A 20,622-nucleotide genomic window follows, 5' to 3' on the forward strand; every position below is an offset into this window, starting at 1 on the left:
AATATTTAGGCAAAAGCTGGAAACATTATGTCGCTGGTCATGTGCACAGGAACCTGTGCAACATGACGCGCGTGCAATCCACAACAGGGGAAATCCCATTTATGCAACGTTTTCTTAGCATCGCACTGGCGCTTTGCGTCGGCCTGACGCTGAGCCTGGACGCCAACGCCAAGCGCTTCGGCGGCGGCAAGAGCTCGGGCTCCGCGCCTATCCACCAGACCCGCCAGGCTACGCCAACCACGCCTGCCGCTGCACCGACCGCTCCTGGCCGTGCACCGGCCGCCGCCAGCGGTGCTTCGCGCTGGCTGGGCCCACTGGCCGGCCTCGCCGCCGGTGGCCTGCTGGCGTCCATGTTCATGGGTGACGGCTTCGAGGGCCTACAGATCATGGACTTCCTGATCGTCGCCCTGATCGCGTTTCTGGTGTTCCGCTTCATCGCCGCACGGCGCCGCCAGCAGCAGCCGCAGATGGCCGCTCCGGGCCACGCACCGTTCCAGCGTGAAGCCCACGGCCAGCCTGCCCAGCCGTCGATCTTCGGTGGTTCGGCTGCACCTGCAGCGCCAGCCGCGCCGGTCATCAACGCCCCGGCCTGGTTCAACGAGCAGAGCTTCCTGGCCGCAGCCCGTAGCCACTTCCAGTCGCTGCAGCAGCACTGGGATGCCAACGAGATGGACAAGATCGCCGAGTTCGTCACCCCGCAGATGCTCGAGTTCCTCAAGCGTGAGCGTGCTGACCTGGGTGATGGTTTCCAGGCTACCTACATCGATAACCTCGATGTGCAACTGGACGGTGTCGACGATCGTGCCGACCGCACCGACGCCACCCTGACCTTCCGTGGCGTGTCGAAGACCTCGCGCTTCGACCAGGGCGAACCTTTCAGCGAAAGCTGGCACATGGTTCGTGCCCCGGGCGAGAACCAGCCTTGGCTGGTCGCCGGTATCCGCCAAAACGGTTAACCGTCGCACGTTGCACAAAAAACCCCGGGCTAGCCCCGGGGTTTTTGCTTTTGCCAGACCGCCCTACTAGGGTATAACGCGCAGCGATGTCATCAAGGTTGGAGGAAATGAACCGTGGAAGAAGTGATCGAACAACTCCGTGAAGCCAATGAACCGGTACCGGTGCCCCTAGAGCTTCCCGACGAGGACCAACTGGTCGAGATCGAGGAACAACTGTTCATCAACATTCCGTTCGTATTCAAAGAATTCCTCTTGACCGTCAGCGACGTGGTGTACGGCTCCCTGGAACCGGTCACCGTCACCGATCCCCAGTCACATACCTACCTGCCCGACGTGGCCGCCAATGCCTGGGATGCTGGAGTACCGCGTGACCTGATCCCGCTGTGCCAGGACGGCGACAATTTCTACTGCGTCGAGGAAGACGGCACGGTGGTGTTGTGGGATGCCGACGAGGAAGGGGTTGGTGAAGACAGCTGGGAATCGGTCTGGCACTGGGCACGGGACGTCTGGCTGGAAAGCTGATGACTTGCACGGTCGCCAGGCTTTAAGCGCCTGGCGACATCGTTACCGCTCCGTCCACTCCGACAATGGTGGAATCCAGCGCAGATACCCTCCCGCTCAGTGCGTGTTTTCCCGGCTGTTTTCCAGCGTCTCCAGCAGGGCGATCTGCATCCGCGAATGCACACGGATGAACCAGCGCCACAGCACCGCCACCACTATTGCGGCCACCACGGCAATGATCAGCAGCAATTCGTTGGTCGGCAGGATGCTTGCCGACAACGCCGACAGCAGCAGGAAGATGACCAGCAGTGACAGCAGCGGGATCACTTCGGCCACTACACGGCGAACGCGCTGGGTATGGCGCCCAGCCATTTCCGGTTTGACACCCATCTCCGCCAACAGCATCGACAACGCTTTGAGCTTGCGATAGGCAGCGATAAGGAAGGGCAGCGACAACAACAGCGCCGCGCCCCAGATTATCGCCTTTTGCTGGCTGACATCGCTCACCCATTCACTGAGCCAAGTACCGATACGTACAGCGAAATAGCCGCCGCTGAAGAAAATCGCGATCACCAGCGCCAGGTTGACACCCACCTGCAGCAGGATGCGCCGGATCATCGCGGCCAGCATCGCGCTTTCACCCTGCGGCTGGATACTGCGCAGCCATTCGCCATACAGCGACAGCACGCGCGACAGCCGGCTCGGCATCACCTTGCCCAGCTTCAGCGACAGCGGGTCCGCAGCGCGGATGAGATAGGGCGTGAGCAACGTGGTGATGGCCGAAACAGCCACCGCAACCGGGTAGAGGAAGTCACTGGTAACCTGCAGCGTCATGCCCAAGGCCGCAATGATGAAAGAGAACTCGCCGATCTGTGACAGCCCCATGCCCACGCGCAGCGAGGTACGGCCGTCGTTGCCGGCAATGAATGCACCCATGCCGCAGGACAGCATTTTGCCCAGCACCACCGCTACGGTGATCACCACAATCGGCCAGGCGTAGTCGAGCAGCACGTTCGGGTCGATCATCAAGCCAATGGCAACGAAGAATATGGCGCTGAACAAGTCACGTACCGGCTCGATCAGCCGTTCGATCTTCAGCAACTGGCGGGATTCGGCCATGATCGCACCGATCAGGAAAGCCCCCAGCACCATGCTGTACTCGAGTTTGACCACCAGCAGGCAGAAGCCGAAGCACAGGCCCAGGACGGTGATCAGCAGCATCTCGTTGCTTTCGAATTTCGCCACGTAGGCCAGCAGTCGCGGCACCAGCAAAATGCCGATGACCAGCGCCACGATCATGAACAATGACAGCTTGCCGACCGTGGAAAAGACCTCACCGGAACTGACCGTACCGCTGACCGCAATCCCCGACAGCAGCGCGATAATGCCGATGCCCAGAATATCCTCGACGATCAGCACGCCGAAGATCAGCTGCGCAAAACGCTCGTTTTTCATCTTCAGGTCGTTGAGTGCCTTGACGATGATGGTGGTCGAGGAAATCGCCAGGATCGCACCGAGGAACAGCGAGTCCATGGTGCTCCAGCCAAACCAGCGGCCGATCTCGAAACCGATCCAGATCATCAGGACGATTTCCAGAAACGCTGCAATGAACGCCGTGGCCCCCACCTTGAACAGCTTGCGCAGGCTGAATTCAAGCCCCAGGCAGAACATCAGGAAGATCACCCCCAGCTCGGCCAGTGTCTTGATGGTGTCTTCATCGTGAATCAGGCCGAACGGCGGGGTGTGCGGGCCGATGATGAAACCGGCAACGATGTAGCCCAGCACTACTGGCTGCTTGAAGCGATGAAAGATGATGGTCACTACCCCGGCGACCAGCATGATCACTGCCAGATCCTGGATGAAGCTGATGGCATGCATGGCGCGATACTCCTTTTCGTTGCCCGGGCAAACCGCTCCTCTGCCAAGGCAAACCCGAGCGAGCAGCAAATACATACTGTATTGAGTGCAGGAAGGCCCATGTTGCATGGGCTTACTCAGGTTAACATCGCACCCAACCGCATAATGCCGATGCAATATGTGGAAACAGATCGGCCGTTCAACGGCCCCTGATGGCATGATCGGCGTGACGACGGCGCTTCTGTCGACGTCCCGTATCAGGAAGGCAACTTCAAGAGGGGAAACAGAAAGTGTCAGCAGATACCCGCCCCGATTCAGCGCAACCTCACCGTGAGCACACTATGGAACCTGGAAACGCCCAGCTGAGCATGACCGTCCTGATGACCCCGGACATGGCCAACTTTTCTGGCAACGTACATGGCGGCACCCTGCTCAAGTATCTCGATGAAGTGGCCTATGCCTGCGCTAGCCGCTATGCCGGCAGCTATGTGGTAACCCTGTCGGTCGATCAGGTGATTTTCCGCGAGCCGGTGCACGTGGGCGAACTGGTGACGTTCCTGGCCTCGGTCAACTACACCGGCAATACCTCCATGGAGGTGGGCATCAAGGTGGTGACCGAGAACATTCGCGAACGCTCGGTGCGGCATTCCAACAGCTGCTTTTTCACCATGGTGGCGGTCGACGACAACCGCCGCCCGGTCCCGGTCCCTGCGCGTCAGCCGCAGTCCAGTGAAGAAAAGCGCCGTTTCCTGCAGGGCCAGCAACGCCGGCAGATCCGTCAGGAACTGGAAAAGCGTTACCAGGACCTGAAGACCGACGCCCTTTAAAACGCCAGGCGCTGCGCCTCGAAGCGTACACGCGGGTGAGCGATGCGGTCCTGAGCGCGCACCAACTGCAGTTCGTAGCTGGCGCAGGCCTGGGTTTCCAGCAGCACCTCATGGACAGCTGCCGCGGTGTATTCGAAGGCTTGCACCCAGCTGTCGCCCAACAGCACCCGGGCCAGGAACAGCCCTGAGGTCAAGTCCCCTACCCCGACCGGCTGGCGAGGGAATGCCAGCAGCGGGCGGCGCAAGTGCCAGCTGTGGTCATGGGTGACCAGCAACATTTCAAACATGTCTTCGCAACGCCCCGGGTAGGCCAGGTGCTTGACCAGCACAACCTGCGGGCCACGCTCGAGCAGGCCGCGAGCCATGTCCACGCAATCTTCCAGGCTTTGCGCGCGCCGGCCACAAAAACTGTCCAGCTCCAGCTGGTTGGGGCACAGGATGTCAGCCTGGGCAACCGCATCGTCCAGCAGGAACTCGCTCACCTCCTGGGGCACGATGCAGCCCTTCTCCGCATGCCCCATGACCGGGTCGCACAGGTACAGCGCCTTCGGGTTGACCGCCTTGATCCGCTCTACACCTGCCAATATCGCCCGCCCCTGCTCGGCGCTACCCAGATAGCCCGAGAGCACGGCATCGCAATGCCCCAGTTCGCCAATGTTGGAAATGCCTTCCACCAACGCAGGAATTTGCGCTGGAGCAAGCACTTCGCCCGCCCACTGGCCATACTGAGTGTGGTTGGAGAACTGCACGGTATTGAGCGGCCAGACATTGACCCCAATACGCTGCATGGGGAACACCGCGGCGCTGTTGCCGGCGTGGCCGAACACCACGTGGGACTGAATGGCGAGCAGGTGCGGAGTGCGTTTCATGCGGGCGTTTTCCAAAGCTGTTTCAAGGATTTGCGTCGCGCAGTATGAACTCGATTGCCACCTGTACGACAGACCAGGGACGCAGTTAAGCTGGATCGACCTGTTTGGAGCATACGCAAATGTTGACCCTGGAGAATCTCTTCGTCCTGATGCTGGTGGCCACGGCAGGCGCTTGGTTATGGCACAACCACGGGCTGCGCGAGAAAGCCTTGGAACGGGTCAAACAGCATTGTGCCAAGCTGGATCTGGAGCTGCTCGACGATGCCGTCGCGCTCAAGCGCATCGCATTCTTGCGCGATGCCAACGGCAGAAAGCGCCTGGCCCGCGTGTATGCCTTCGAGTTCACTGTCACCGGCGAACAACGCCACCCGGGCACGGTGACTCAGTTTGGCGCTCATAGCGTGCAGATCGAGCTGGCGCCCTACCCGTTCGAGATCAATACGCCGCCACGGGCCGACAACGTGATCGAGATGAAGCAATGGCGCCAGGAACACAATCGCTGGCACAACTGATCACACCACCCGGCAAGCCTCCAGCGCAGCCTGCAGCGCTTGAAGGGGTTGGGGCTGGTCGAAAATAAGCTCAATGCGCGTGTCCTTGCGCCAGTCACTCGGCTGCCAAGCCGGCAAGTTGCCGGCAAGGCCGTTGAAAGACTGCCACCCCTGCGGGCTGTGGATAACACCTTTGGCCCGACGCCATGAGTGAGAGTCAAGCAAGCCACGCAGAGCCTGTGGATCGAATTGCTGGCTTGGGTGCCAGCGCCAGCCGACACTCCAGCCGCCCTCACCTTGCTGTGCATGACAGATTGGCTGACGTGGGTCTATCCACAGGGCGCCTGCGGCCGCTTGGTGATTGTCCACAACCCTTTTATCCACAGCAGCATCGGTCACGGCGGCTGTGGATGAATAAGGAAGTCTGGAAACTGCTAACAGCCCCTGCTCTGTCCAAACGCCCTGTTCCGCTGCAAATTCCTTATTTATCAACAACCTACTATTTTCATCAACAGCCTCGCTCTTATTGAAAACGACCAGCGCCGCGACTGCCAGAGCCTGCTGTTGCGCATCAGGTAACGGCTCACCTCGCGCCAGCGCTTGAGCATCCACAACCATCACCATCGGCTGCAGCGTCAGCACTCCAACCCAGGGGGCCTGATTCAGTTGAGCCAGTAACTGCAAGGGGTGACCAAGACCCGAAGGTTCAATGAACAGCCGGTCGGGCCGCGCCTTGCGCAACAGGCGCCCCAGCCCGACCTGAAACGGAGTGCCATTGACGCAGCACAGGCATCCACCCGCCACTTCGGCAATGGCAACCCCATCTTCATCACGGCTGAGCAGGGCCGCATCCAGGCCGATCTGGCCAAACTCATTGACCAGTACGGCCCAACGCTCGCCGGCCGGGCGCTGAGCCATAAGCTGACGGATGAGGCTGGTCTTGCCTGCACCCAAGGGGCCAGCGATGACGTGGGTAGGAATGTTCTGCAGCATGCGTTTACTTCAGGCCGAAATTCACTCCACTATGCCCCGTCACGCCAACCAGTCAAGGCTGAGCAACAGGCGAGGGTCATGGCCAGCCGGCGAGCGATGGATCAGGCCTGCCCCTTCGTTGCCTACCCATTTTTCGCCCTTCAGCAGCGCAACATCACCCGCTTGCAGTCGTTGGATGTTATCCACAGGTGCCGGTGCGAGCTGCAATCCGGCTCGTTCGATGGCTCCTTCGCACAGCCATTCGCTGCCGCAGCCCACATAAGTCGTGAGCAAGCGCACAGGCACGTTATCCACATGAAAGCGCGGGCACATGGCATTGTGCAGTACCCGCACGCGCAGACCGACCCGACGTGCACCCAACAGGCACGTATAGGCTGAAACCAGCCAGCACACATCTGCGACGAAACTCTCATAGCCCTGCAGATCAGCCGCTTCCCCCAAAAAGCCCGGCAGTAACGGCGGCTCATGCTCATCCACCTCGAGCACCCGCTGGTCCGCCAACGGTTGGCCGAGGCTGACCACCAATCCCGCGAAGTCTTCAACCTGGGCAGGCAAGCGTCGCTGCCAGACTGCCAGGTTCACGCCCTCTTGAAATATGTCGGTCAGTACCCGAGGCGATTCGCCGTGTACTTGGCGGATATCCACAGGCTGAGCCGCTGGCGTCATGCTGCCTCCTCGGTGTGCCAGGGACCGAAGGGATCCGGCAGGCGCAGCCAGCCCGCATGGCCCATTTCCATCTCGTCATCGGTCAACAAGCAGGCATCCAGGTCTGTGGATAACTGGGCAAAGTCGATGTTCTGCCCAATGAACACCAGCTCCTGACGGCAGTCACCACTCTCAGGCACCCAGTGTTCAAGAATTTCTGCAGCGCTCTGTTCGTCCTGCGGCCAGTGTTCCTTTGGCACAAAACGCCACCAGCGACCGGCCAGTCCATAGCGCATCATGCCGCCAGCCTGCGACCAGCTGCCAGCCTCCTGAAACTTGCTGGCCAGCCAAAAGAAGCCTTTGGAGCGCAGTAACCGGCCATTGCTCCATTGCTTGTGGATAAAATCAAAGAAGCGTTGTGGGTGCAGCGGCCTGCGAGCTTGCCAGGTAGTAGCGGCAATGCCGTATTCCTCGGTTTCCGGCACATGCTCACCGCGCAGTTCCTGAAGCCATCCAGGTGCCTGTGCAGCCTGCTCGAAATCGAAAAGGCCGGTATCCAGGATCTGTGCCAGCGGCACCTGGCCCATGACCATCGGCAAAATCTGCGCTCGGGCATTGAGGCTGCGCAAAATGGCGATGAGCTCCTCGCGCTCATGCTGGCTGATCAGGTCGATCTTGCTCAGCAGCAGTACATCAGCAAACTCCACCTGTTCGATCAGCAGGTCGCTGATCGATCGCTCATCGTCGTCCCCCAAGGTTTCGCCACGGCTCGCCAGGCTGTCCGCCGCCTGATAATCGCGCAGGAAGTTCAGGCCATCGACCACCGTCACCATGGTGTCCAGCCGTGCCATGTCGCTCAGGCTACGGCCCTGCTCATCGCGGAAAGTGAACGTCTCAGCTACCGGCAACGGCTCGGAGATGCCGGTCGACTCGATCAGCAGATAATCGAACCTGCCTTCCTCAGCCAGCCGTGCGACTTCCTCCAGCAGGTCCTCACGCAGGGTGCAGCAGATGCAGCCGTTGCTCATCTCAACCAGCTTTTCTTCAGCCCGATTCAGGCTGACATTACGCTGGACCTCACTGGCATCAATGTTGATTTCGCTCATGTCATTGACGATGACTGCGACACGCAGGTTGTCGCGATTACGCAGGACATGGTTGAGCAAGGTGCTTTTACCGGCACCCAGGAAGCCGGAAAGCACAGTAACGGGAAGACGATTGGGCATGGCGAAACCTCTACAGGCAGACGCATTCGAAACGATGCATTGCACAATGTTATAAAGTAACAATACAATTTCGCCAAGCCGTACTCGTCGGATGAGTACCCGGAGATGGAAATGAACCTGTCACCTGCCGCCCTGTTGCTGCTGCTCGCTGCGCCTACATCCTTGCTTGCGATGCCTCAGCAAAACACGCTGGCGGTATGTACACGCAGCGCGACGCTGTTGGCCTGCAAGGACGCCAATGGCAGTTACTACAGCGTGCGTACGGAGGGCAGCCACTTCTACCTGCGCGGTTTCGACAGTGCGACGCGCCGCTTATGGGCGCAAACCAACAGCCGCTATGGAGCGCTGACATTCTTCACCGGCCTGGCCAGCGATGGTGAAGCCTGGGTTGGCTACAGCCGCCGAGTTGGCTGGACCTCTCTTAACCGCGTTTCCAGCTCCAACGGCCAACGGTTCAATCTGCATTGCAGCCTGGTCGGTGGCTGCCGCTGACATTTCTTTTATCTGGTATTGCCAATGACTAGCCTGACGCTCCCCGATATCGCCGCACAGACACATCAGCATGCTACGCCACTGGCCTGGGTGGGCATGTGCGGGATCGCCCAGCTCGTGCACTTCGACGGGCGTAGCGTAGCGGCCATGGCCGATGCAGGTGTAAGCCTGGAGGATGGCGCCTCGCGCGGTATTCATATGTCCCGGCTGTACCTGTCACTGGAGCGTCTCGAACGTCAATCGCTGACTCCGTTGGCAATCCGCCAAATACTGGCAGATTTTCTGGCTAGTCATGAGGGCCTATCCCATGCCGCCTACCTGCGTTTGACCTTCGATCATTTGTTGAAAAGGCCGGCCCTTGTCAGCCCATTGGCAGGATGGAAAAGCTACTCGATCACCGTGAATGCCAAGGTTGAAAATGGAATGTTCCACGTGGAACTATCGGTTCGCGTGCCTTATTCGTCGACCTGCCCATGCTCTGCGGCACTTGCACGGCAATTGATTCAGCAACAATTCCAGGCAGACTTTTCCGGGCAGGCAATGAACCGAGAGGCGGTCGTGGAGTGGTTGGGCAGCAGCCAGGGCATCGTTGCTACCCCCCACAGCCAACGGAGCCTGGCTGAGGTTCACGTACGGTTGGGCGAAAGCCTGGAAGTACTACCGGTCACGAAGCTGATCGACCAGATTGAGGCAAGCTTGGGCACCGCCGTTCAAACAGCCGTGAAACGCGCAGACGAACAGGCGTTCGCCTTGGCCAACGGACAGAACCTGATGTTCTGCGAAGATGCCGCCCGCCGCCTGCATGAAGCGTTGCGACAGATGGAATGGACCACCGCCTTCAAGCTGCGTGTGGTACATGCAGAAAGCCTGCATGCCCACGACGCAGTAGCCGCCAGCCATTGGCAATGGTGAGCTCTTCAGGTACGCGGCTTTACTGTTCCACAGTCATTTCCCAGCCATACCGCACGGGTATTCATACTGCCCCGTTGTTGGACACCCGAAGCATTGAATGTCCCGTTGACCTGGGTAGTGAACTCCTTATCACTGAGGAAAGTAGCCTGGCCGGTACCCTGAGCTTTTGGGCAACTGAACTGAAACTTCCAGACATTGCCGGTCCGGTCGGTAATCTTTTGCGTGCAGCCTGACTGAGGGTCCTGCAAGGGAATATCGTTTGTTTTCACCTGCTCCGGCGTCAGGCAGGAACGCACGCCATTACCTGCTACCGCGATGCCCTGCTTGGCCAGCGCCCCTTCCATCATAGCCCTCTGCTCGGGCGGCAGGTTCTTCAGTTGGCCAAGCATGAACTGCATGTCCGGCAACTGCTTACCGTCGACCTGCATGTTGCTGGTGGTGAGCTCCCACAGACCAGGCTGCAACATCTGCGCATGCACCAGTGGGCTGGCCAGGCCAAAAGCAAGGGCCAGCAGTGGCAGACGAATCTTCATGGACGAACGCTCCTCAAAATAACCGGCTCATGGCCGGGCAAAGGCTTAGACGGCAAATCCGCTTTCAGGTTGCAAGGCGGCCCTGGAAGTGTTCTGTTATCTGCTGTGTATTTGCCAAGCAGGATGCGTATGGATTACCACAGCCCCTACTTCTTCGGCTATGTGCTCGGGCTCGTTCACTTGCTTGGCATCATCGCCGCGCTGCATGCGGTGTTTACCGTGCGTACTGCCCAAGGGGCCATCGCCTGGGCCATGTCGCTGTTCTTCATTCCCTACTTCACCCTCATCCCCTACCTGGTATTCGGTGCCCGCTCCTTCAATGCCTACATCAAGGCTCGGCGCCAGGCCAACCAGGAAATGCACGTGGCCATGGCCAACCTCAACTGGCGGCCATGGGTGGAGGAAGCCCTCACCGCTCGGGAGTCACAGAGCTACGCCGCCCTGCGTGCCATGCCGAAACTTGGGCGAATGCCATGCCTGGCCAATAACCAAGTGAAGCTGTTGATCGATGGCAAGGCCACCTTCGACGCCATCTTCACTGCTATCGAACAAGCGCGAGAAGTGGTGCTGGTACAGTTCTTCATCATCCACAACGACACCCTCGGCAAAGCACTGCAGCAACTGTTGCTGCGCAAAGCGGCCGATGGCGTGAAGGTGTTCGTGCTGTATGACAGGGTTGGCAGCCATGCCTTGCCCGCCAGCTATAGCCAGAGCCTCAGAGACGCAGGTGTACAGATTCATGCCTTCGCCACCCGCCGCGGCTGGTTCAATCGCTTCCAGGTGAACTTCCGTAACCACCGCAAGATTGTCGTGGTCGATGGGGTCACCGGTTTCATCGGCGGGCACAACGTCGGTGATGAATACCTTGGCGGCAACCCCCAGCTCTCGCCCTGGCGTGATACCCACGTGCAGATCGGCGGCCCGGTGCTGGCCTGCCTGCAGGAGTCTTTCGCCGAAGACTGGTACTGGGCAACGCGTCAGCTACCGCCACTGATCCTGCCGGACACCTATCCTGACAATGGTGTGCTGTGCCAGGCCCTGGCCAGCGGGCCGGCAGATTCCCAGGAAACCTGCTCACTGTTTTTCATCGAAGCCATCCACTCCGCGACTCGCCGCGTATGGATCACCAGCCCCTACTTCATTCCCGACGAGGCCGTGTTCGCCGCACTGCGCCTGGCCGTGCTGCGCGGTGTGGATGTGCGCATCCTGATTCCAGCGCGGCCTGACCATCGGATCGTTTACGCAGCCTCCAGCCTGTTCGCCTTCGAGGCCGTACGGGCGGGGGTACGCATGTTCCGCTATCAGCCAGGTTTCCTTCATCAGAAGGTGGTGTTGGTGGACGACGAGGTCAGTGCTATCGGTAGTGCCAACCTGGACAACCGCTCGTTCCGGCTCAACTTCGAAATTACCCTGCTGACCGTGGATCGGGATTTCGCGGATCAGGTCGAAACGATGTTGACCACTGATTTCGAGAAGGCCAGGGAAATTACGCCTGAGGACAGCAGTAAAACCCACCGCATTCAACAGCTAGGGATGCGTATTGCGCGGTTGATTTCGCCGATACTCTGATAGGTAACCGGGGCCACTGAAGCGCCCCGGGGGAATCAGCGATACAGGTCTTCACGCGTCCAGGGCAGGTCATGATGCCCATCGGCGTAGGGTTTGACGGCAAGGATCTGATGCAGGTTGATCCAGCCCTTCTGGAATGCGTAGGCGCAGCCGGCCAGGTACAGACGCCAGATGCGCAGGGTCTTTTCCGGCACCAGCGCGGCAGCCTTGTGCAACTGGTTCTCCAGGTTTTCGCTCCAGTGGTGCAAGGTCTTGGCGTAATGCAGGCGCAGGCTCTCGACGTCGACGACCTCCAGCCCGGCCGCACAGATACTTGCACTGATCATCGACAAGTGCGGCAGCTCACCGTTGGGGAATACGTAACGGTCAATGAACTCACCCGCCCCTCGCCCCACCGGACGGCCATCGACATGCTTGGCGGTGATGCCATGGTTCATCACCAGGCCGCCCTCTCGCACAGCGCCAAACAACTTCTGGCTATACAGCGCCAGGTTGGCATGCCCGACATGCTCGAACATGCCAACGCTGACCACCTTGTCGAAGCGGCCATCCTGAGGAAGGTCGCGATAATCGAGGATCTGCAGGTCGACCCTGTCGGCCAGGCCTTCTGCCTTGACCCGTTGCCGCGCCAGCTTGAGCTGCTCTTTGCTCAAGGTGATGCCGAACACTTTCGCCCCGTACTCGCGTGCGGCAAAGCGTGAAAGCCCACCCCAACCGCAGCCGACGTCCAATAGGTAGTCATCGGTTTGCAGGCGCAGCTTGCGGCACAAGTGGTCAAACTTGTCCTGCTGTGCCTGATCGAGGGTGTTGTCCTGCTCACGGAAGTAGGCGCAGGAATACGCCATGTCCTGATCGAGCCAGAGTTGATAGAACGCGTTGGAGACGTCGTAGTGGTAGGAGATGGACTTGGCGTCTGTGCGCTTGTCGTGAGCCACACGCTGTGGCGGTGCATCATCTTCCCCCGTCAGCAAGGCTTCGCTCAGCTCATCGCACACCCGAATGGCTTCACCGATATCGCCCTCCAGCTCCAGCTTGCCTTCCACGAACGCGGCGCCCAGCTGGTCCATGGTTGGATGGGTCAGCTGAGCGATCAGCTGAGGCTCCTTGACGAGGATGGTGACCTGCGGACTGGGCCCCAGATCGAACTGGTTACCGTCCCACAATTTCAGACGAAGTGGCAGATGCAGGCTCTGCAGCGCCGGCGGAAGTTGCGCAAGCATGAACGACCCTCCTTCTGGGCTCGATACATGAAATTTCGAACACCACCGAAACAGGGTAGTTCATTCGTGCGAAGTTTCCGCTGAACGAGACCAAGGTCTAGAACCAACTGATCTTATGAATACCTCAGATTGTATACAATTTAGCGCTCTCAGCTTAACCTTGTGTCCATCTCGCGCTTCTTCATCTGGAGTAGAAAACCCATGAAATCCTATGACGTGGTGATCATCGGCGGTGGCCCCGGCGGCTACAACGCGGCGATTCGTGCCGGGCAACTGGGCCTGAGTGTCGCCTGTGTGGAAGGCCGCTCGACCCTTGGCGGTACCTGCCTGAATGTCGGCTGCATGCCGTCCAAGGCATTGCTGCATGCCTCGGAGTTGTATGAGGCTGCCAGCGGTGACGAGTTTGCCCACCTCGGCATCGAAGTGAAGCCAACCCTGAACCTCGCCCAGATGATGAAACAGAAGGACGAGAGCGTGACTGGCCTGACCAAGGGCATCGAGTACCTGTTTCGCAAGAACAAGGTCGACTGGATCAAAGGCTGGGGCCGCCTCGATGGCGTCGGCAAGGTCATTGTCAAAGCCGAGGACGGCAGCGAGACGCCGTTGCAAGCCAAGGACATCGTCATCGCTACCGGCTCCGAGCCCACTCCCCTGCCAGGCGTGACTATCGATAACCAGCGCATCATCGATTCCACGGGCGCCTTGGCCCTCCCCGAGGTGCCCAAGCACCTGATCGTGATCGGCGCTGGCGTCATTGGCCTGGAGCTGGGTTCGGTGTGGCGTCGCCTGGGCAGCCAGGTCACCGTCATTGAATACCTCGACCGCATCTGCCCCGGCACAGATGAGGAAACCGCAAAGACCCTGCAAAAGGCCCTGGCCAAGCAAGGCATGGCCTTCAAGCTCGGCAGCAAGGTGACCCAGGCGACGGCCTCGCCCGACGGGGTCAGCCTGACGCTGGAACCGGCCGCCGGCGGCGCTGCAGAAACACTTCAAGCCGACTACGTACTGGTTGCCATCGGCCGTCGTCCTTATACCCAAGGTCTGAATCTGGAAAGCGTCGGGCTGCAGACCGATAAACGCGGCATGCTCACCAACGAGCATCATCGCACCTCGGTGCCCGGTGTCTGGGTCATTGGCGACGTCACCTCCGGCCCGATGCTGGCGCACAAGGCCGAAGACGAAGCGGTCGCCTGCATCGAGCGCATCGCCGGCAAACCCCACGAGGTCAATTACAACCTGATCCCCGGCGTGATCTATACCCGCCCCGAGCTGGCCAGCGTCGGCAAGACCGAAGAGCAACTCAAGGCAGAGGGCCGCGCCTACAAAGTGGGCAAGTTCCCCTTCACCGCCAACAGCCGCGCGAAGATCAACCATGAGACCGAAGGCTTCGCCAAGGTCCTCGCTGATGCCAACACCGATGAGGTACTGGGCGTGCATCTGGTCGGCCCAAGCGTCAGCGAGATGATTGGCGAGTTCTGCGTGGCGATGGAATTCTCGGCCTCGGCTGAAGACATCGCCCTCACCTGCCACCCGCACCCGACCCGCTCCGAGGCCTTGCGCCAGGCGGCGATGAATGTGGATGGGATGGCGATGCAGATCTGAGGTTCGAAACCCCGGAACGACGCCCCTCTCACTGAGGGTTGTTACAGTGAGTTCGAAGAACTGAAGCTGTTGCGGCAGGCCCCAAATCATGGGGCCTGTGGTCTGGTCCAGTCTTCAAAATATTTCTCCCGACTGCCCCCTGGAGACTGAACGGATCATTAATATAGAGCGGCTGATAATAATAATGAGTGGAACCCCAAGCCGTGAAAATCCAGCCTCTTCCGCCGCTCAACAGCCTGCATGCGTTTGAGTCTGCAGCCCGCCATTTGAGCGTTACCCTTGCTGCCAAAGAACTGAACGTCACCCAGGGTGCCATCAGCCGTCAGGTTCGCCTGTTGGAAGACTACCTGGGCAAGGCACTGTTCACCCGCACCACCCGCACCATGACCCTCACCCATACCGGCACGCAGTACTACGAAACGGTGCGCGAGTGCATGTTGCACCTGGCCCGTACCACGGGCGAGATTCGCCAGTGGCATGGCAACCAGCAAGTGACGGTGGCCACCAGTACCGCCATGGCCTCACTCTGGTTACTGCCCAAGGTGTCGGAGTTCCAGAGTGCCCATGAAGACATCGATCTGCGGATCATCGCCCACGATCATGTGAAGGATTACGCCAGGCTCGAGAGCGACCTCGCGCTGTACTACTGCAACCCACCGCCCAAGGACATGACTGTCACGCCGCTGTTCTCGGAAAAGATCTTTCTGGTATGCAGCCCGGCCTATCTGGCCAGGCATCCGCAACTGAGCAGCATCGAAGGCTTGTCGACGTGCACCTGGCTGTGGCTTGAAGACTCCCAGCGCGACTGGGTAGGTTGGCCGGAGTGGTTCAAGCGCCTGGGGTATCAGCCGATGACGCCCAAGCACCGCGTGAACATCAACAGCTACAGCATGTTGATCCAGTCGGCGATCAGTGGCCAGGGCGTGGCTCTGGCCTGGGGCAACCTGGTGGACGATGCGTTGAGCAGTGGCGCGCTGGTCATGCCCAATGATGTGGTGCTGCAGACCGATGCCAAGTTCTGCCTGCTGGAGTCGACCAACGAGCGGGGCCCCCGTGAAAGCGTGCGGCTGTTCCGGGACTGGTTGATGGCCCAGCCATCCGTGCAGAAATAGGCTGCCAGAAAAGCCCAAGACCGACAGCGGATGACTGCCGGTCTTGGGTATTGCATACCGGGTTGGGCTCAGCTGGCTTTCTTCGCCGTCAGCCCTCCATCAAGGCCCCCGCCCGTCAGTGTGCCCGTCACCGGGATGATGCCCTGAGGGATGATCTGCGGGATTGGCATGCGCCCGCCCGGCGGTGTATCGAGCACGCCATCAGCCATTTCCTGGCGCAAGCTGCGCATCAGGGTGTAACTGATAAGCAGGATGAACCCCGCAATGGGCAAGCCCGCTGCGATGCTTGCCATCTGGATCGCCTTGAGCCCTCCCGCCATCAGCAGGGCCGTAGCAATGGCACCCTCCAGAATGCACCAGAGCAGGCGGATACTCTGCGGCGGGTTGGCACTGCCCATGGAGTTCAACGTACACAGCACCTGGGTGCCGGAGTCAGCCGAAGTGATGAAGTACGTCGCAAGCAGGATACAGACCAGCACGCTCAGCACCTTGCCCAACGTACCTGCTTCGATCTTGTGCAGCAGGGTGAACATGGCGGCGGTGGTTTCCTGCTTGGTCGCCAGCAACACCGTGCCACCTTCGAACTTGGCCTTGTCGCCCTGCAGTTCGCCGCTGGCTACCTGCTGCTCGTGGTGCTGGCGGTCGACCTGTTCGGTCTTGAGGGCTGCGCCCCCGAACACCGACATCCAGACAATGGTCACCAAGGTTGGCACCAACAGCGCGCCGGCAATCAGTTCACGAATGGTGCGGCCCTTGGAGATCCGGGCGATGAACAGACCTACAAACGGCCCCCAGGTCATCCACCACGGCCAGTAGAAGGCCGTCCACCAGTTCTGCCAGCCACTGTCCTTCTGGGCATCGCTCCAGAAGCTCAAGCCGACGATGTGCTGGGCATAGTCGCCGGTGCTTTCAAGCATCAGGTTGAGAATGTAGCGCGTCGGCCCAAGCAGCAGGATCAACACCACCAGTATCACCGACAGCAGCATGTTCCATTCCGACAGGCGCTTCATGCCACGCGAAACACCGGCCATCACCGATACGGTGGTCACCAGGGTAATGAGCACGATCAAGGTGACTTGCACCCCCAGGCTGATGGGCAGGTCGAACACCTGGCTCAAGCCGGTGTTCATCTGCACCACACCCAGCCCCAACGACTGGGAGACACCGAATGCAGTGATCACCACTGCAAGGATATCGACCACGTGACCGATAGGCCCATAGATGCGCTCACCGATCAGTGGGTAGAGGATCGAGCGCATGCTCAGCGGCAAGCCCTTACGATAGGCAAAGTACGCAAGACCAAGGCCCACGATGGTAAAGATTGCCCACGGATGCAGGCCCCAGTGGAACAAGGTGATGCGCATGGCGGTGGTCGCCGCTTCGTCGGTCAGGCCCGTGGCAAAGGGGTTGCCCGCGTAATGCCACATGGGCTCTGCAACCGACCAGAAGATCAGGCCGATGCCCATGCCACCACTGAACAACATGGCGATCCAGGAGCCGAAGCTGAACTCAGGCTTGTCGTCGTCACGCCCTAACTTGATGTGCCCGAACTGGCTGCACATGAGATAAAACAGTAACCCCAACACACCAGTGACCGAGATCAGGTAGAACCATTTGAAGTTCTGCAAGATAAAGTCGGAGGCACGTTGAAAGGCAGCAGCCGCGTGTTCTGCGAACAGGGCGCAAAACAGCACGAAAAGTACAACGGCCAGCAACGACCATATCGTCACGGTGGGATTGAGGCCTTTGAGCAGGCCAGATTCGGCACGCATGGGTTATCCCCTATTGTTTTTGTTCAAGGGTTTTTTGTCACGGCTGGATAGCGCCGCTGCCACAGGCAGGTGCCAGATCCCTGGCGGCGGTCCTCCCGTAGGCCCAAGGCACGGCACGCTCCCTTGGGCCCTGACAAAATGGGAGAATCACCCACACTTCGACAAACTATTTCTTGTCATCAATTGATTACAAAAAATCATAAACGTGGGCAATCCAGAAGATGACCGTTCATCAACTATTCCTTTGCGAAGACCCTAACCTGCGCGCAAATCATTAATGATTAAAAATGATAAATAACGCTGAAATAAATCGTTTGTCGAGCCCTCCTTCTCTTGCTGAAACTGGCGCCAGGCATCAAGGCACTGCCTGCCGTGCATCTGACAAGAGAAAACAAAAATGACCGTATCGACTGATTCCCGCCTTATTCCCGTCCACGCCCTGGAAACCGTTCTGGCACCGATCCATGAAGCCCATGGCCTGACCAATGAGTTCTACACCGACCAGCGCTATTTCGAGCTTGAGCGCGATGAAGTGTTGGGGCGCAACTGGGCCTGTATCGGTTTTGCCAGCGACCTGCCGACCACCAGCTACGTCAAGCCTGTGGACTTCATGGGCCTGCCGCTGTTGATGATGCGCAACCGCGAAGGCCTGGTGCAGGTGTTCCATAACGTCTGCAGCCACCGCGGCGTGAAACTGGTGCAGCAGGCGGGTGAAGTGCAGGGCGTGATCCGCTGCCCCTACCACTCCTGGACCTACGACCTCAATGGCGGCCTCAAAGGCACACCGCACGTCGGCGGGATCAATCAGCACAAGGACGAGCGTTTCGCCTGCGAAAAGCATGGCCTGAAGGCACTGCGCACCACGATCTGGATGGACATGGTGTTCATCAACCTGTCCGGCGATGCACCGGCCCTTGAAGATCAACTCAAGCCACTGACCGAGCGCTGGACCCAGTTCCTGGGCAGCGACGGCATGAACCTGCTGCGCCGTGAAGCGAACAGCGGCGCCATGAGCATCGAGGTCAACTGCAACTGGAAGCTCGCGGTCGAGAACTACTGCGAGGCCTACCACTTGCCGTGGGTACACCCGAGCCTGAACAGCTACTCGCGCCTGGAAGACCACTACAACATCATGTTCGAGGAGTTCGCCGGCCAGGGCAGCCACGCCTACAACCTCTCGGCCGTTGCCGGCACCCATTTGCCGATTTTCCCATCCTGGCCACAGGAGCGCCTGCGCACCGCCGAGTACGTGGCGTTCTTCCCCAACGTGCTGCTCGGCATCCAGGCCGACCACGCCTTCGCCATGATGCTGGAGCCCGTGGCCCCAGGCAAAACCATCGAACACCTGCGCCTGTTCTATGTCGGCGATCAGGCCCTGGACAGCCACTACGACGCCTCGCGCAAAGCCGTGATGGAGTCCTGGCGCGTGGTGTTCGCCGAAGATATCGCTTCGGTCGAAGGTATGCAGAAGGGCCGCCTCTCCCCTGGCTATAGCGGTGGCGCATTCTCGCCGGAAATGGACCTGCCGACTCACTACTTCCACAAGTGGGCTGCCCGCCAATTGCTCGACTGCGCGCAGCGCGCCTGAGGTGATCACCATGCATTCGATAGCCCCGCACTGGCTGAACTTCATCGACGGCCAGTGGACCGACAGTGAGCAGCACCTGACCATCCACAACCCCGGCACCAGCGCACCTGTGGCGACCGTCGCCCAGGCCAGCGTGGCCGACGCCGAACGCGCCCTGCAGGCCGCCCGACGCTGTGCCGACAGCAATGTGTTGAGCCGCGTGCGGCCGGCGCAGCGTGTGACCTGGCTGCTTGAGATTGCGGCGCAGATTCGCGCAATCACCGATGAAGGCGCCTGGGTGCTGTGCCAGGAAAACGGCAAGAGCCTGCGTGATGCGCGTGACGAATTCGTCGAAGCTGCGCGCTACTTCGAGTATTACGCCGGCATGGCCGACAAGATCGAAGGCAAGTCGATTCCGCTGGGCGACGGCTACATGGACTTCACCGTCTACGACCCGATGGGCGTGTCGCTGCAAATCGTGCCGTGGAATTTCCCGGTGTCGATCTGCGCGCGCTCCCTGGCCCCGGCCCTGGCGGCGGGCAACGCTGTGGTGATCAAGTCGCCGGAGCTGTCGCCGCTCGGCCTGTGCGTGCTGATGCAGGCCATCGAGCGTGCTGGCCTGCCACAGGGTGCGGTCAACCTGATCTGCGGCCGGGGCCGTGAAGTGGGGGCCTATTTGGCCGGCCATCGCGACGTCGACCAGATCGTCTTCACCGGCTCTGTTGCTACCGGCCAGAGCATTTTGCGTTCCGCCGCCGACCACGCAACCCCCAGCGTCATGGAGCTGGGCGGCAAGTCGGCTGCCCTGGTGTTCCCCGATGCCGATCGCGAGCAAGTGATCAACAGCGTGAAAAGCGGCATTTTCTTCAACGCAGGCCAAGTATGTTCGGCCATGTCACGCCTGTTGGTGCATCGCTCGGTCTACGACGATGTCGTCGCTGATGTCGTGGCAATGGCAGAGGGGTTGAGCGTCGGCCTGGGCCAGGACAACCCGGACCACACACCGGTGATCTCTGCAGGCCAGCTCGAGGGTATCGAAGCCCTGTGCCAGCGGGCCCAACAGCAAGGCGCCGTCGTCGCAACCGGCGGCGAGGCCATCTCTGGCCTGCGTGGGCACTACATGGCGCCGACGGTACTGCGCGATGTAACCCCGGACATGGAGATCGCCCAGGCCGAAGTGTTCGGCCCGGTGTTGGCAGTGATGCCCTTCGACAGCGAAGAGCAGGCCATCGCCATTGCCAACGGCACCGTCTTCGGGCTGGTGGCAGGCGTGTTCACCCAGGACCTCAACCGCGCTCTGCGCTGCGCACGGCGCCTGTGCGCCGGCCAGGTGTTCGTCAACGAGTGGTATGCCGGCGGCATCGAAACCCCGTTTGGCGGGGTCGGGCTCTCGGGCTTCGGACGCGAAAAAGGCCAGGAGGCGCTCTACAGCTACGTCAGGACCAAAAACCTGGCCGTACGTATCAAGGGCGAGTGAG

The 20,622-nt window shown here is 60.1% G+C and carries 19 protein-coding genes; 11 read left to right on the forward strand and 8 right to left on the reverse strand.

What is annotated here, in order from left to right; genetic code table 11:
• The first annotated feature begins 101 nt into the window (after positions 1-101).
• Both EGJ09_RS15130 and EGJ09_RS15135 read left to right on the forward strand, forming a co-directional pair.
• Positions 102-956 (forward strand): Tim44 domain-containing protein, encoded by an 855-nt coding sequence (locus tag EGJ09_RS15130; protein WP_012316883.1) that lies wholly within the window; start codon positions 102-104, stop codon positions 954-956.
• A gap of 114 nt (positions 957-1,070) precedes the next feature.
• Positions 1,071-1,478 carry an SMI1/KNR4 family protein gene (locus EGJ09_RS15135; RefSeq protein WP_046786759.1) on the forward strand — a complete coding sequence of 136 codons (408 nt, stop codon included), beginning with the start codon at positions 1,071-1,073 and terminating at the stop codon, positions 1,476-1,478.
• Between the two features lie 96 nt (positions 1,479-1,574).
• On the opposite strand, the gene EGJ09_RS15140 is transcribed toward EGJ09_RS15135, so the two are convergent.
• Positions 1,575-3,335, reverse strand: coding sequence for a cation:proton antiporter (locus EGJ09_RS15140; protein ID WP_125924277.1), 1,761 nt, complete (start codon positions 3,333-3,335; stop codon positions 1,575-1,577).
• Between the two features lie 320 nt (positions 3,336-3,655).
• Between EGJ09_RS15140 and EGJ09_RS15145 the strand changes: the two genes are divergently transcribed.
• Positions 3,656-4,141, forward strand: coding sequence for an acyl-CoA thioesterase (locus EGJ09_RS15145; protein ID WP_012316886.1), 486 nt, complete (start codon positions 3,656-3,658; stop codon positions 4,139-4,141).
• On the opposite strand, the gene pdxY is transcribed toward EGJ09_RS15145, so the two are convergent.
• Complete coding sequence (gene pdxY / locus EGJ09_RS15150) at positions 4,138-5,010, reverse strand: pyridoxal kinase PdxY (protein WP_119687983.1); 873 nt, start codon at positions 5,008-5,010, stop codon at positions 4,138-4,140. The genes EGJ09_RS15145 and pdxY overlap by 4 nt on opposite strands.
• A gap of 119 nt (positions 5,011-5,129) precedes the next feature.
• Here pdxY and EGJ09_RS15155 point away from each other — a divergent pair, with 119 nt between their 5' ends.
• Positions 5,130-5,522: a DUF3301 domain-containing protein gene (locus EGJ09_RS15155; RefSeq protein ID WP_012316888.1), complete on the forward strand. Its 393-nt coding sequence runs from the start codon at positions 5,130-5,132 to the stop codon at positions 5,520-5,522.
• On the opposite strand, the gene EGJ09_RS15160 is transcribed toward EGJ09_RS15155, so the two are convergent.
• The 3 genes from EGJ09_RS15160 to zigA are packed head-to-tail and all read right to left on the reverse strand — an operon-like array spanning position 5,523 to position 8,365.
• Entirely contained in the window at positions 5,523-6,494 is a 972-nt protein-coding gene (locus EGJ09_RS15160) for a GTP-binding protein (RefSeq protein WP_125924278.1), read from the reverse strand.
• A gap of 39 nt (positions 6,495-6,533) precedes the next feature.
• The gene (locus tag EGJ09_RS15165) at positions 6,534-7,160 is read right to left on the reverse strand and encodes a DUF1826 domain-containing protein (protein ID WP_119687984.1); all 627 of its coding nucleotides are present in this window, start codon (positions 7,158-7,160) and stop codon (positions 6,534-6,536) included.
• Positions 7,157-8,365 carry a zinc metallochaperone GTPase ZigA gene (gene zigA / locus EGJ09_RS15170; protein WP_125924279.1) on the reverse strand — a complete coding sequence of 403 codons (1,209 nt, stop codon included), beginning with the start codon at positions 8,363-8,365 and terminating at the stop codon, positions 7,157-7,159. The genes EGJ09_RS15165 and zigA overlap by 4 nt, the downstream gene beginning before the upstream one ends.
• Positions 8,366-8,476: 111 nt before the next feature.
• On the opposite strand from zigA, the gene EGJ09_RS15175 reads away from it, so the two are divergent.
• Together EGJ09_RS15175 and folE2 are read left to right on the forward strand one after the other, a co-directional pair.
• The gene (locus EGJ09_RS15175; protein WP_039602354.1) at positions 8,477-8,857 is read left to right on the forward strand and encodes a hypothetical protein; all 381 of its coding nucleotides are present in this window, start codon (positions 8,477-8,479) and stop codon (positions 8,855-8,857) included.
• A gap of 24 nt (positions 8,858-8,881) precedes the next feature.
• Positions 8,882-9,769 carry a GTP cyclohydrolase FolE2 gene (folE2, locus tag EGJ09_RS15180; protein ID WP_125924280.1) on the forward strand — a complete coding sequence of 296 codons (888 nt, stop codon included), beginning with the start codon at positions 8,882-8,884 and terminating at the stop codon, positions 9,767-9,769.
• A 5-nt stretch (positions 9,770-9,774) separates the two neighbouring features.
• Here folE2 and EGJ09_RS15185 read toward each other — a convergent pair whose 3' ends face one another.
• Positions 9,775-10,302, reverse strand: coding sequence for a DUF3617 domain-containing protein (locus EGJ09_RS15185; protein WP_125924281.1), 528 nt, complete (start codon positions 10,300-10,302; stop codon positions 9,775-9,777).
• Between the two features lie 129 nt (positions 10,303-10,431).
• Between EGJ09_RS15185 and cls the strand changes: the two genes are divergently transcribed.
• On the forward strand, positions 10,432-11,871 hold the full coding sequence (gene cls, locus EGJ09_RS15190; protein WP_125924282.1) for a cardiolipin synthase: 1,440 nt from the start codon (positions 10,432-10,434) through the stop codon (positions 11,869-11,871).
• 35 nt (positions 11,872-11,906) lie between these two features.
• On the opposite strand, the gene cfaB is transcribed toward cls, so the two are convergent.
• Entirely contained in the window at positions 11,907-13,091 is a 1,185-nt protein-coding gene (gene cfaB, locus EGJ09_RS15195; protein WP_046786767.1) for a C17 cyclopropane fatty acid synthase CfaB, read from the reverse strand.
• A gap of 201 nt (positions 13,092-13,292) precedes the next feature.
• Here cfaB and lpdA point away from each other — a divergent pair, with 201 nt between their 5' ends.
• Both lpdA and EGJ09_RS15205 read left to right on the forward strand, forming a co-directional pair.
• Positions 13,293-14,693: a dihydrolipoyl dehydrogenase gene (gene lpdA, locus EGJ09_RS15200; RefSeq protein ID WP_046786768.1), complete on the forward strand. Its 1,401-nt coding sequence runs from the start codon at positions 13,293-13,295 to the stop codon at positions 14,691-14,693.
• A gap of 203 nt (positions 14,694-14,896) precedes the next feature.
• The gene (locus EGJ09_RS15205; RefSeq protein WP_125924283.1) at positions 14,897-15,805 is read left to right on the forward strand and encodes a LysR substrate-binding domain-containing protein; all 909 of its coding nucleotides are present in this window, start codon (positions 14,897-14,899) and stop codon (positions 15,803-15,805) included.
• 68 nt (positions 15,806-15,873) lie between these two features.
• On the opposite strand, the gene EGJ09_RS15210 is transcribed toward EGJ09_RS15205, so the two are convergent.
• A complete protein-coding gene (locus EGJ09_RS15210) occupies positions 15,874-17,577 on the reverse strand; it encodes a BCCT family transporter (protein WP_125924284.1) in 1,704 nt (567 codons plus the stop codon).
• A 397-nt stretch (positions 17,578-17,974) separates the two neighbouring features.
• Here EGJ09_RS15210 and EGJ09_RS15215 point away from each other — a divergent pair, with 397 nt between their 5' ends.
• Positions 17,975-19,165, forward strand: a complete 1,191-nt coding sequence (locus EGJ09_RS15215; RefSeq protein ID WP_046786771.1) for an aromatic ring-hydroxylating dioxygenase subunit alpha — start codon at positions 17,975-17,977, stop codon at positions 19,163-19,165.
• 10 nt (positions 19,166-19,175) lie between these two features.
• Positions 19,176-20,621, forward strand: a complete 1,446-nt coding sequence (locus EGJ09_RS15220; protein ID WP_046786772.1) for an aldehyde dehydrogenase family protein — start codon at positions 19,176-19,178, stop codon at positions 20,619-20,621.
• Position 20,622: the final 1 nt, after the last annotated feature.

The sequence above is a fragment of the Pseudomonas sp. p106 genome, assembly GCF_003936645.1.
Taxonomy (GTDB): domain Bacteria; phylum Pseudomonadota; class Gammaproteobacteria; order Pseudomonadales; family Pseudomonadaceae; genus Aquipseudomonas; species Aquipseudomonas putida_E.